Here is a 12,889-nt window from a genome sequence, read left to right as displayed (position 1 = left end):
TAGTTCGAGGATCATCATCAATTCTCCAAGTCGGATCATCGGCCCCGTCTCCGCGTCTGCAAAGGAGATGAGGACAATGTCGGCTCATCTCATTCTGCCGGGGCTAGCCCCGGCAGAATGAGATGAAGGGGCCACCAACTAGGGAATTTTCAAAGCCCACTTTTGCGGAGAATTGCACGACCGATGACAGATGTTGAGGATCAGGTCGTCGCTTGCCGTTCCCGTCGCCAGTGCCTCACGCACAGCGGCTTCGACAGGCTCCAGGCCATCGGTCAGTACAGCCGACAACACACGGACGAACCGGCGATCGGCCCTTCGACTGGCTGGCAAGCCAGCCGCTCAGGACACCCGCATCGGCGCTCCTGCGATCTCGACATCCTCATGGCTCCAGTCGAACTGGTAGGCCTCGCCTGGCCTGAACATCAGCGGGATGAAGGCGGTGACGCCATCGCCAGCATCCTTGCGCCGCTCGATCTTCCAGCGCGTCGCATAGCGCCGCACCGCATCGTAAGAACCCTCAAAGCCTACTCGCACCAGCAGGTCATGGATCCGCGTCATCCGCAGCCGGTCACGCCTGCCGCGCAGCTCGTTCTCTTCCAGCAGCGTGTTCAGGCGCTCCTGGAACGGACCGATCCTGGGCAGCGGCTGAACCTTGCGCTGATAATCAAAGGTGCCCTCCGGCGCTCGGACCGCTTTGCGGATGACCTTCCGCGACACATGCAGATCCCGTGCGATCGCCCTGATCGCCTTGCCTCCGGCATACTCGCGCCGGATCCGTAAAACAGTCTCCAAAACCAACATCCCGATCTCGCCGCCTGAAAATCCAGCCGGCTGCTTAAACCATCGAAATGAGGGGTCCCTTTTAGACGCCGATCACCCCGCTAACGGGGTTCTTTTTGCACGCCGATCCACAATCTGGTTCGGATGCACGTCAAACTGCTGCGCCAGCTCCGCCAGCGTCTTCTCGCCCTTCACGGCGGCCAATGCCACCTTCGCTTTGAATGCCGGGCTGTGATTCCGGCGTGGTCGTTTGCTCATCTCTACTCCTGTCACGCGGCCATCCTGGCCGCCGTCAGGCAGAAAATCCAATTATCCCGATATGCAGTTTTGCCAGGCCACCTCTATATCGGTGTGAGCCGGAGCTAGAGCTCAAGCGAGAAGATAGGTGCACCCATGTCGCTTATAGATTCTATTTTAAGGGCCATACGCGCTGGCTTCATGACGGATACGAAACTCGCAGACATATTCCACGAGATTATAGCAGATCGGCCCCTTACCGATTTTCAGCCGGCCATGCAAGATGAAGCGCAAATGCCGAAAATTCTGTCAGATTCTGATGTATCAGCTATCTTTGGCGATGCACCGCTTCCAATGAAATCGCTCCCTCAATAAGCCTGTCTATTCCTGTGTTAGTGCAACATCGACTGAAGCGTCGATATCAGGTTTCGTCCCAGCGCGAGTTTAGAAACCAAAGGTACGTCGGGATGCCGTCTGACAGACGGGTGATCAAACGTGCCGGAGCAAAACAGATAGGGAATATCATATAGGTCCAGATCATCGGCCAACAGGTCGATGTCTCCCCGTTTGAGGCGAATGTCCAGAACGGCTGCCGCTGGCATCGATTTGGCAAGTGCCTCCATACCATCGGACAACGTGGCATAAGCGCCATCGACGACATAGTCAGCCCTCTCCAGCATGTCGGAGATCAAAGCGGCAACGTCAGGGTCGTCTTCAACTAGCAATATGGGGCGTACCATCGTCTCATTCCAGCCCCAGATGCGCGCGATATCTCTCAAAACATCGGGCCCCACAATGAAGCCGGATAAGCGCACCTTCTGCCATTGCTGTCGCACGACGCGGGTCTTCCTCGACCAGCGGACGGATTGCCTCATCGTTCCAGTCGCGGCTATGTTTGATGTCAAGAACGGCGTGGAGATCGAAATAGCGACGCTCCGAACCACTCAATCCGATCCGTCGCAAACCTTTTGCCGTATGCGCCGAACGGTCTGGGGCAGTCAGCTCGATGACGCCGAGGGCGCCCACGCTATGCCAGGCATAGCTTCGCGATGAGGCCATGGCAGTCATGGCGTTGGCGAGCGCGAGGCTTTCCCAAACCGTGTGTTCAATCTTCGTATCAAGGCCGAGAATGTCGACCAGCTGATTGAGCATAGGACCATGCATGCCCTTGGCATTTCCTCGCCCCATCTCGTCCCAATAGTTGCGGGCGAGCTCCAGCTTTGCCCGAGCGGGCAGCTTAACCTGGGTCAGTGCTACAAGATCATCGAAACCCGCCTCACCGGCGGCTTCTTGCGACAGGAACCAACGTATTTCGTCTCGGCCGGCTTGGTCCGCCAGCCATGGAAAAAGGCGATCATGCTGTCCAGGTCCAGTCGCTTTCAAACCTTCGAACCAGGCGACAAATGCATCCGGCGTGGTGGGCGCTTCAGAGGCCTCCTCTACGACAAGCGCGCGCAATTCCTCGACAAATGCATGTTCCAACCTGAGCAGATTACGGTCATTAATGAATTGCGCGGCCGTCGCCTCCCCGGGGAACGCCGGCGCGAGCCGTTGTCTGTTCCACCTACTAAGTTCTTCCTGAAAATCCTGGCGCAAAAATTGCGAACCGCCATGTTCGAGCTGAGTGGCCACGAGATTACCTTCCGATTTGCTTTACATTATAAGACCGGAAGGGGTGGTGTCGTTCCCTGAAAAACGTCCTGATCGGGATCAATTATGCGATGATTCACGGTGCCGATGTCGCGCCATCAAACATTCAGTGCTGAAATTCGCGCCCCTAGGTGCGGCGGACAGCGCGCTATCCAGGGCGAAGGAAGGCAACCTGTCGAAAGAGCGTAGATTACGGGCATCAACTGTTAGTGACCTCCAACGCATCGACGGACGTGACAACCGATGCAGGGAAGCAACGGTGGAACGCGGACGCCTATCCTCCACTATCTTTTACCCGTTGTCGCGCATCCCTACGCTGGGCATTCCAATGCCGAAGGGGGAAAGCAATTTAACAAAGAGTCTCCGGGACCGATTACAAACGGTAAACGTTTAAAGGGCGAGCCAAGCAGGAGAGCCCCGAATGTCGAAGAGGAACTTAAGCGATCTCGCCGAGAAAATGAAGGACATCGATTTCACGATGTTATCCACGCACAGCCCAGGCGGAGCGATTGGCGCTCGGCCGATGAGCAATAATCGCGAGGTCGATTATGATGGCAATAGCTGGTTCTTCACGAGGCAAGACACGCAGATGGTGGCCGACATCGAACGAGGCTCGCAAGTGGGTCTCAGTTTCCAGGGTAAAGCCGGTATTTTCGGTGTCCGCCCTTTCTTCATTGCCATTGAGGGCCAGGCCGAGCTCATCCGCGACAAGGGCGCATTTGCCGAGCATTGGTCCAAAGATCTGGATCACTGGTTCGAGCAAGGCGTGGATACGCCGGGGCTGGTGCTTATCCAAGTGCATGCAAAAAATGTGCATTACTGGGATGGGGAAGAAGAAGGCGAAGTGCAGATTGAACATGGGCCTTCGTAGCCGTCCACGATCAGACCTTCCGTGGCTGGATTAATCACCTGCCGCCACTCTGACATCTACTCACATGGCTAATCCAATTTGGCGGCTCTAAGGCGGCCGACGCCAAAAGGGCATGGAATGAAATGAACACGTTGCCCCTGTCCCCTGAACGGTCGATCATAATCGTCAGCGATCGCATCGAATATTCTGAAGAAAAGCTGGCATCGTCGGCCCTCGGGACCGATCTGCAAACCACCGGCCATTTGCCTCAGCCTGCTGTTGAAGGAGGCTATCTAGAGCGTTTGCCGCTTTCCTGTATCGCGGCCGGCATAGTGGAACGATCCGAGGTCTGGCATCATGTGATCGGGGGGGGGCAGTCGCTTCAACGGGCCAGCGCACATCTTACTTATCGCGGAGTTCCTGCTGACGGACCTGAAAGCCCTGTAAAGTCCAGATCGATGTTGGAGTTGTTTAAACGTCATGGCGCGCCGCATATATTGGTGGTATTTGGCCTGGGCATCGACGCTACTCTGCTCGATGCATGCGCCAACAGTGTGCGGATTTATAACTCTATCGATGCGCCGTCGCTGCGCATACCCGAAGATGTCAGTGCGCGGTTCGACATCGTCCTGACGGGGGCACAATGGCAGTCCGATGAAGTGGCAGCGCGCCATCCCGGCATGACGACGGCCATCCTGCCAGTCGGCCCCGAATTTGCGGGCGTCGACCAGTTCCGGCCGCTTGGCATGCCCAAGGACTATGACCTCATCTATGTCGCGGCGGCGCAGCCCTACAAGCGCCACGACCTGCTGTTCGACGCGCTGGAGCAATGCCCCCACGACGTCCGCGCCCTGTGCGTGTTCGGCTATGGCGAAATGGCCGACGCCTTGCGTGCCGATGCCGCCGCGCGGGGCCTGTCCGTCGATTTCGTCGGTCCGCCGGGCGTCGCATTCGACGAGGTAAACCGTCTTATGAACCGTGCGAAATTCGGCGTCGTCTGCGGGCGAGACGACGGCGCGCCCGCGATCCTGACCGAATATATGCTGGCGGGTCTTCCAGTGCTCGCCAATGCGGAGTTGGTCTGCGGCCGCCATTATATCCAGCCCGAAACCGGAACGCTTGCCTCCCCCGATAATTTCGCCGCGGCGATAATGACGATGCGCGAAGAGTACGCGGCCTTCGCTCCGCGCGAGGCCGTGCTTGCACAATGGACATGGCACCACAGCATCGCAAAATTGCAGCCCCTGATTGTGCAGGCCCAGCGGCGCAAGCGGCGCTCCCACCAACATGGATCAGTGCGATAAAGCAGCTTGGCTGCGGACATAATATGCATCCCCGAGCATTTATTGCCAGCTTATGACAAGGGGACGAATACGATGCAGGGTTCCAGTTCAACACATGCCACGACCTTGTCCGAGCTCAGCATCTCAGGTGATCCCTCCCTTAACCCGCTAATCTGTTTTTCCCATCTGCGATGGGATTTTGTTACGCAGCGGCCTCAACATCTGATGCGACGCTTCGCGACCGAACGGCGGGTCTTTTTCTGGGAAGAGGTGATTTTGTGCGATCATCCCCTGCCCTATCTGGAATATCATTCCTTTCCGGCCGACAATGTCATCGCCCTGCGCCCGCGCCTTCCGCATTGGTGGGATGATGAGGCCAGGCAGACGGCGTTGCGCGAGCTGCTTGACACACTGGTCGCGACATCAGTCCCTGGCAAACCCATATTATGGTTCTATACGCCCATGATGCTGGGTTTTGCCGGCCATGTGAAGGCGCATGCCGTCGTCTATGACTGTATGGACGAACTGTCCGCATTCCGCTTCGCCGATCCGCAGCTGGCCGCACAGGAAGCCTCATTGATGAAGAGGGCTGATGTCGTCTTCACCGGAGGTTATAGCCTGTATGAAGCGAAAAGAGGCAGTCACGCCGCCATCCATCCCTTCCCCTCGGCCGTCGACACGCTGCATTTCGCCGCGGCGCGCGGAAACGTTATCGAGCCAGCCGATCAGGCGTGCATCGCAGGACCGCGCCTGGGCTTCTACGGCGTAATCGACGAACGGATTGACCTGGGGCTGATAAACGCCTTGGCGCGCGCCAGACCGGACTGGCACATCGTCATGATCGGCCCGATCGTGAAAATCGACCCGGTCGACCTGCCCCGGCACCCCAACATCCATTGGCTGGGCAGTCGCGACTATGCCGACCTTCCCGCTTATCTGTCGGGCTGGAACGTGGCGCTGATGCCCTTTGCGATCAATGACGCAACCCGCTTCATCAGCCCGACCAAGACGCCGGAATATCTCGCCGCCGGGCGCCCCGTAGTGTCCACTCCCATTGTCGACGTGCAGCGTCACTATGGCGCGGTCCAAGGCGTCGCCATCGCCGACGCAACTGACGCCTTTGTCGCCGCGTGCGAAGCTGCACTCGCACTTCCAGTTGACGGCGCTTGGCGCGACGAAACGGACGCGCTGCTCACGGCGACATCCTGGGACATGACCTTTGACGGCATGAAGGCGCAAATGGCAGCAGTCTCGGTCAAGCCCGCTGTACCGACCCTGGTCGTCGCCAATGACTATGATACTAGCCCGGTCGTTCACCCCGTTGGACGCCGCCCTGATTACGACGTGCTCGTCGTTGGTGCTGGCTTTGCAGGCGCGGTGCTGGCCGAGCGTCTCGCCGCCGGATCCGACAAGCGGGTGCTGGTGATCGACCGTCGTCCCCATGTCGCGGGCAATACCTATGATCATCGCGATGCGGCGGGAATTCTGGTCCACCGCTACGGCCCGCACATCTTCCACACCAATAGCGACGATGTGTTCGCTTATCTTTCGCGCTTCACCCAGTGGCGGCCCTATGAACATCGCGTGCTCGCCAGTGTCGGCGCAAAACTGGTGCCGATGCCGATCAACCGCACGACGCTCAACCGCCTCTATGACCTGAATCTGCAGGACGAAGCCGCCGCTGCTGCCTTTCTTGCCGCCCGCGCCGAGCCGCGCGCCTTGCACACGTCCGAAGATGTGGTCGTCGCCGCCATCGGGCAGGAACTTTATGAGACATTTTTCCGCGGCTACACTCGCAAGCAGTGGGGCCTAGACCCATCGCAACTCGACAAGTCGGTAACCGCGCGTGTGCCGACCCGCACCAGCACCGACGACCGCTATTTCCTCGACAAGCATCAGGCGATGCCGCTGCACGGCTATACCGCAATGTTCGAAGCGATGCTCGACCACCCCAACATCACGGTTCAGACCGGAACCGATTATCGCGATGTCGATGTGCGTGCCGCGCATACCGTCTTTACCGGCCCGGTCGATGAATATTTCGATCGCCGCTTTGGCGCCTTGCCCTATCGCAGCCTGCGTTTCGAGCACCAGACCCATGATTATGCGACGTTCCAGCCCGTCGCCACGGTCAACTATCCCGACGAGCAGACACCCTACACCCGCATTACAGAATATAAGCATCTGACTGGGCAGCAGCATGCCCGCACCAGCATTACCTACGAATATCCGCAAGAGGACGGTGACCCCTATTATCCTATTCCCCGTGACGAGAACCAGGCTCTATATCGACGTTACAAGGCACTGGCCGATACGTTGCCAGACGTCAGCTTCGTCGGCCGCCTTGCGACCTACAAATATTATAATATGGACCAGGTCGTGGGCCAAGCGCTCGCAACTTATCGCCGGCTGGCTATAAAGCTGGGCCAGGAGTCGGTCGCTTGAGCAGCGGCAGGAGGCGTATCTGCCTGGTGACCGAAAGCCCTGACCCTTCGGGCGTCGGCGAACATATGCTGACGTTGGCACAGGGATTGGCCGCCGATAACGATGTGACGATTGGGGCGCCGCGCGCCACCCGACTGATCGAGCGCGCCCGGGCGGCGGGTTTTTCGGTGAAGGCGGTTGATGCCGCGAACCCGGCCGATCTTGACCGCTGGTTCGCGCGCAGTCAGCCCGATATCGTCCATGTCCATGCAGGCATCGGATGGGAAGGACATGTCACGGCGCGCGCGGCGAAGGGCCGGGCCAGCGGCGTTATCCGTACCGAACATCTGCCTTATCTGCTGACGGACGAAGCCCAGCGCGCCGATCATGACGAGGGGCTGACTGCCGTCGATCGCGTCATCTGCGTATCTGGCGCCGTCGCGCAAAGCTATATCGAAGCAGGCGTCGCGCAGCATCTGTTGGCAACGATCGCCAATGGCGTGCGCTATCGCGCGCCGTCGCGCGACCGGGCCACCCTGCGTGGCGAATGGCGGCTGGATGATGCGCCGGTCCTGCTGATGGCAGCACGGTTCGCGCCGCAGAAGGACCATGCACTGCTGCTCCGGGCGCTGCCGACCATCCTTGCGGCACACCCTGACTGCATCGTCCTGCTCGCTGGCGAGGGGCCGTTGCTATGGACTGTCGCCGCGCAGATCGCCGCGCTAGGCCTGGCCGGATCGGTGCGGATGTTGGGCAGCTGCCAGGATATGCCCGATCTGATGGCCGCGGCCGACCTCTTGCTGCTACCTTCGCGCTTCGAAGGGCTTTCGCTCGTCGCGCTCGAAGCGATGGCGGCGGGCCTGCCCGTCGTCGCTACCGACGCGCCCGGCAATGCCGAACTGCTTGAAGACGGGGTGAGCGGCTGGCTTGCGCCCGCTGGCGATGCACTCGCTTATGCTGCAACCGTCATCGATGCCCTGTCAGACTGCGAGCAGCTCGGCCAGGTCGCCAGCGCCGCGCGCGATCGCCAAGCGAACCGCTTCGACGCTGACCGCATGATCGCACAAACCGCCGCCCTCTATGAAAGCGCGTCTGACGCGCGCAGACCGCAAGGAAATCCAGTGACCCGGATAGGCTTTATCGGCGCGGGCGGCATCGCCCATCGCCACTTCGGCGTACTTGAACAGTTTGACGACGTAGCGATCGTCGCCGTCACCGATGTCGATGCCGTACGCGCCGGCGATGCAGCCGCACGCTTTGGCGCGCGTGCATTTACTGATATGGACGACATGCTTCGCATAGTCGAACTGGACGCGCTCTATATCTGCGTGCCCCCCTTCGCCCATGGCGCGCCAGAACGTGCAGCGATCGCCCATGGCCTACCCTTTTTTGTCGAAAAGCCTGTTGCCCTCGACATCGATACGGCCGATGAAATCGCAGCCCGCGTCGATGCTGCGAGGTTGATCACGGCGGTCGGCTATCATTGGCGCTATCTCGACACAGTTGACGAGGTGCGCGGCCTGCTCGCGCATAATCCGGCGCGGCTGATGTCGGGCTACTGGCTCGATTCCACGCCGCCGCCGGTCTGGTGGTGGCATGAGGACCAGTCGGGCGGGCAGATGGTCGAACAAACTACCCACTTGCTTGATCTCGCGCGTTATCTTTCGGGCGACGTGGTGCGCGCCTATGGCCTAAGCGGACATACGCCGCGCGATGCCTTCCCCGGACTGGACGTGCCTACGGTCAGCAGCGCCAGCCTGTTGTTCGCCAACGGCGCGGTCGCCAATTTCGCTTCGACCTGCTTGCTCGGATGGAGCCATCGCGTGGGGCTACATCTGTTCGGCGACAATCTTGCAATCGAGATCAACGACCGCGACCTGATGGTTGACGTCGGACGCGGTCGTCCGGTGCGCGGCGCGCATGGCGACCCGGTATGGGCTGAGGATCGCGATTTCATCGACGCGGTGCAGGGCAAGGAAAATCATATTCGTTGCCCCTATGCCGATGCGGTCGAAACGCATCGACTTGCGCTTGCAGTCGTGGAATCCGCCCGCTCGGGCGCTGCCGTCGCCATCGCGCCTGCACGGGAGTTGGCCCATGTCTGAATGGCGCCACATCCGATCGCTCGGCATCGAACGCCCCAACCAAGCTTATCTCCATGGGTACGACGAGGCGCCGCCAGAACCTGAGCGCGTTCGCCTCGAAACGATTTATACCGGTTTATCCGCCGGTACCGAACTGACCTTCGTCAAGAACAGCAATCCCTATCTTCATGCGCGCTGGGACGCGGGAAGAGGTGTGTTCATACAGGGCGAGCCGCAGCAGCATTACCCGGTACCGTTCCTGGGCTATATGGAATGCGCCCGCGTCATTGAGAGCGGCGTCGGCGACTATATACCGGGCGACGTTGTCGGCACAGTCTATGGCCACAAGACCGGTCATACGGCCGATCCGTTCCACGATGTGCTGACCAAGCTCCCTCCCGGCATCGATCCGATCCTGGGCATTTATGTAGGGCAAATGGGGCCGATCGCCGCCAACGGCATCCTCCATGCCGATGCTGATTTGCTGGGCCCTCACGTGCCTACGCTCGGCGCGAGCCTGGACGGACGGCCAGTACTGGTGATCGGCGCAGGGATCGTGGGCCTGTTCGTAGCCCTGTTCGCGCAAGCCGCAGGCGCGAGCGAAGTCTTGATCGCCGATCCGTCCGATTTTCGACGTTTGCGTGCCGCCTGCTTAGGCCTGACACCGATGACCCAGGAGCAGGCCTGGAACCACGCCAAGACGCGCTGGCTGCATGGCGGCGACGATCGCGGTGCGGATATCGTCTTCCAGACCCGCGCCGATAGTGCATCGCTGCATACCGCGATGCAGGCGCTGCGCCCGCAGGGCACGGTGATCGACCTTGCGTTCTATCAAGGCGGGGCGGATCGGTTGCGACTAGGCGAGGAGTTCCATCATAACGGCCTCAACTTGCGATGCGCGCAGATCAACCGCGTGCCGCGCGGCATGGCCTTCGCCTGGGACAAGCGAAGGCTGGCGGCCGAGACGGTCAAGTTGCTTGCCGCGCGTGGGGATGAGATCAAGGCGCAGCTCATTACTCATGTCGTGCCGATCGAGGACGGCCCCGTTTTCCTTCGCCATCTGATCGCGCAGCGACCCGAATTCCTCCAGATCGTCTTCAAGGTGGCCGATTGAGCGTGGTCGCCGACCGACCTGTCCGCATCTTGTTCGTCTTCGCTTGGCTGGTCGTCGGCGGGGAGGAGACCGAAGTGCGCCTGCTGGCACAGGCGCTCGATCGGCGGCGCTACGCGATCGACGTCGTCGCCTGCTTCCGCAAGCCCGGCATGCCCGAACAAACGCATCGCCAACTCGAAGCGATCGGGGTGCCGGTCGATCGTACGCCCTATCATCTCTCCTTCGATGAAACCGTCGCCTATCTTGCCGGCCTGATCCCCGCCTATGACATCGTCATATCATGCCAGAATGTCGCCGACATCTATCCCGCGCTGGAACGGCTACACCTGCGCCCGCCGCTGATCGAGCATGGTGGGCTAGTGTCCGAAGCGCTTGCCGGGCCGAAGCACCTGACCACCCGCTATGTCGGAGTATGTACCTCGATCCGTGACGCTGCCGCGACAAGGATGCCGGGTCGCGAGGCCGATGCGCTCATGATCCCGTCGATGGTCGACACCGCCGCCTTCGATCCCGCGTTACGCACGCCGACCCGCGCTGCGCTAGGCATTGCCGACGGAGTGCCGTTGATCGGCTGGCTCGGCCGGCTCGACCCCAAGAAGCGGGTCGAGGATTTCATTGTCGCCGCCGCAATGGTGCATCGCAAACGACCCGACGCGCGCTTCCTCGTGATTGGCGGGCCTGACGCGTTTCTGCCGAATTACGCCGCTACGCTGCGTGCGCAGGCGAACGCTCTCGGCCTTGATGGCGTGCTGACGTTTTTAGGCGACCGCGCCGACGTGCCGGCCCTGTTGTCGGCGCTCGACGTCTTCGTCTGGCTCTCGCGGGGCGAGGGCATGCCCCATGTTATTGCCGAAGCGGGTGCTGCGCGCCTCGCCGTCATCGCCACCGCCGACAATGGCAGCATGGAGCAGATCGAGCATGGGCATACCGGCCTCTTCGTCCCGCATGAAGACCCAATTGCTGTCGCTGCCGCCATCGGCCGATTGATCGACGATCCGGCGCTTCGCCATCGTTTGGGCGCTGAGCTCAGGACAAAAGTCGATGGCGATTTTGCGCTAGAGGCTGTGGTGCCGCAATGGATCGCTTTGTTCGACACGCTGGCCGTGCGCAAACCGCTGCAAGCTCCCACACTGTTTCAAAGCTTTTTACAGGGTGGATTTGAATGCTCCACCCATCGCCGCGCCCATGACCGCAAACGCATTGATGTCATCGCCGCCACGCGCCACGATGCGCTGGCGCAACAGGATTACCGGCTCCTTCAGGACTGTGGCATCAAGACCGTCCGCGATGGCCTGCGCTGGCATCTGATCGAGGCTGAGCCTGGTATTTTCGACTGGTCGAGCCTGTCTTTGCAACTGACGGCTGCGCAGGCGAGCGGAACACAGGTCATCTGGGATTTACTCCATTATGGCTGGCCTGACGATATTGATGTCTGGACGCCCGCCTTCGTCACGCGCTTCGCCGCCTTCGCCGCCGCAGCCGCGCGTGTCGTGATGGCTTCGACTGCCGGCCAGCGTTTCTACACACCGGTGAACGAAATCTCGTTCTTGTCTTGGGGCGGCGGCGATGCGGCTTATCTCAATCCATTCGCCACAGCGCGCGGATACGAGCTTAAGGTCCAACTTGCGCGGGCATCCATCGCGGCAATGGATGCGATCCGCGCGGTTGATAGGACCGCGCGCTTCGTCCATGCCGAACCTGTGATCAATGTCGTTACCGATCCCGCCCGTCCTACCGATGCATCCCATGCGCAGGGTCATCGGCAGGCCCAGTTCCAGGCTTGGGATCTGATCGCTGGGCGGCTATGGCCGCAGATCGGTGGTAGACCAGATCTGCTGGATATCATCGGCGTCAATTTCTATCACAATAATCAATGGATCCATGGTGGCCCGCCGATCGATGGCGCGCATGCGCTCTACAAGCCGTTCCACCGGATTCTGGCAGAAACATACGCTCGTTACGGCCGCCCGATCTTCATCGCCGAGACCGGCATAGAGGGCGATCCGCGCCCGACTTGGTTCGCACATATAATGGATGAAGTCCGCCTCGCTCGATCGCTTGGTATTCCGGTGGAGGGTATCTGCTTGTACCCGATCCTTGACCACCCGGGCTGGGACGATGACCGCCCATGTCCTAACGGCTTGATAGCCGATGACAGACGTCTTTACGCTCCTCTCGCCCTGGCGATGCGTGCCTTGGGGACCACCAGCACCAAATAATGACTGTAGGAATGCGCAGAATGTCGGGCTGAGCAAATGCAGCCAGCCTTCTCAGATCGACCTTTCGGTGTCAGGATCACGACGGCAAATGCGTAGGTACAACGTTCGCGGTCAATCCCAAGCCCAAGTTGAACAGTGCCAGCGGAACACGCAGAGAACGTGAGCTGGTAAGTATCTGATATCGCTGGGCGTGGATTTGGTGGCAAAACCGGGTGTGCTAACAACATTTTGCCTGTGACTGGCGGCTT

Annotated in this window: 8 protein-coding genes and 2 pseudogenes; 6 read left to right on the top strand and 4 right to left on the bottom strand. The window is 60.2% G+C overall.

What is annotated here, in order from left to right:
- Window positions 1–345: 345 nt before the first annotated feature.
- From KRZ98_RS16130 to KRZ98_RS16115, 4 genes and pseudogenes are all read right to left on the bottom strand, one after another.
- Window positions 346–801, bottom strand: a pseudogene (locus tag KRZ98_RS16130) (IS21 family transposase); the annotation flags it as partial.
- Window positions 802–912: 111 nt separating this feature from the next.
- Window positions 913–1,038 (bottom strand): annotated as a pseudogene (locus KRZ98_RS16125) (transposase); the annotation flags it as partial.
- 371 nt (window positions 1,039–1,409) lie between these two features.
- A complete protein-coding gene (locus KRZ98_RS16120) occupies window positions 1,410–1,757 on the bottom strand; it encodes a hypothetical protein (RefSeq protein WP_217674477.1) in 348 nt (115 codons plus the stop codon).
- Between the two features lie 4 nt (window positions 1,758–1,761).
- Entirely contained in the window at window positions 1,762–2,649 is an 888-nt protein-coding gene (locus KRZ98_RS16115; RefSeq protein ID WP_217674476.1) for an iron-containing redox enzyme family protein, read from the bottom strand.
- Window positions 2,650–3,088: 439 nt separating this feature from the next.
- Between KRZ98_RS16115 and KRZ98_RS16110 the strand changes: the two genes are divergently transcribed.
- The 6 genes from KRZ98_RS16110 to KRZ98_RS16085 all read left to right on the top strand — a co-directional run bounded on the left by KRZ98_RS16110 (window position 3,089) and on the right by KRZ98_RS16085 (window position 12,641).
- Window positions 3,089–3,538 (top strand): pyridoxamine 5'-phosphate oxidase family protein, encoded by a 450-nt coding sequence (locus KRZ98_RS16110; protein WP_217674475.1) that lies wholly within the window; start codon window positions 3,089–3,091, stop codon window positions 3,536–3,538.
- A gap of 437 nt (window positions 3,539–3,975) precedes the next feature.
- On the top strand, window positions 3,976–4,821 hold the full coding sequence (locus KRZ98_RS16105) for a glycosyltransferase (protein ID WP_217674474.1): 846 nt from the start codon (window positions 3,976–3,978) through the stop codon (window positions 4,819–4,821).
- A gap of 204 nt (window positions 4,822–5,025) precedes the next feature.
- Entirely contained in the window at window positions 5,026–7,245 is a 2,220-nt protein-coding gene (gene glf, locus KRZ98_RS16100) for a UDP-galactopyranose mutase (protein WP_217674473.1), read from the top strand.
- A gap of 26 nt (window positions 7,246–7,271) precedes the next feature.
- Window positions 7,272–9,329, top strand: a complete 2,058-nt coding sequence (locus KRZ98_RS16095) for a glycosyltransferase (RefSeq protein WP_217674472.1) — start codon at window positions 7,272–7,274, stop codon at window positions 9,327–9,329.
- Window positions 9,322–10,422 carry a zinc-binding alcohol dehydrogenase gene (locus tag KRZ98_RS16090; RefSeq protein WP_217674471.1) on the top strand — a complete coding sequence of 367 codons (1,101 nt, stop codon included), beginning with the start codon at window positions 9,322–9,324 and terminating at the stop codon, window positions 10,420–10,422. The genes KRZ98_RS16095 and KRZ98_RS16090 overlap by 8 nt, the downstream gene beginning before the upstream one ends.
- 2 nt (window positions 10,423–10,424) lie before the next feature.
- Window positions 10,425–12,641: a glycosyltransferase gene (locus KRZ98_RS16085; RefSeq protein WP_368389839.1), complete on the top strand. Its 2,217-nt coding sequence runs from the start codon at window positions 10,425–10,427 to the stop codon at window positions 12,639–12,641.
- Window positions 12,642–12,889 lie beyond the last annotated feature (248 nt).

Origin of the sequence: Sphingobium sp. AS12 (genome assembly GCF_019097845.1) — a bacterium.
GTDB lineage: Bacteria > Pseudomonadota > Alphaproteobacteria > Sphingomonadales > Sphingomonadaceae > Sphingobium.
Note: the sequence above shows the minus strand (reverse complement) of the source record. Positions and strands in the feature narration are given on the sequence as shown.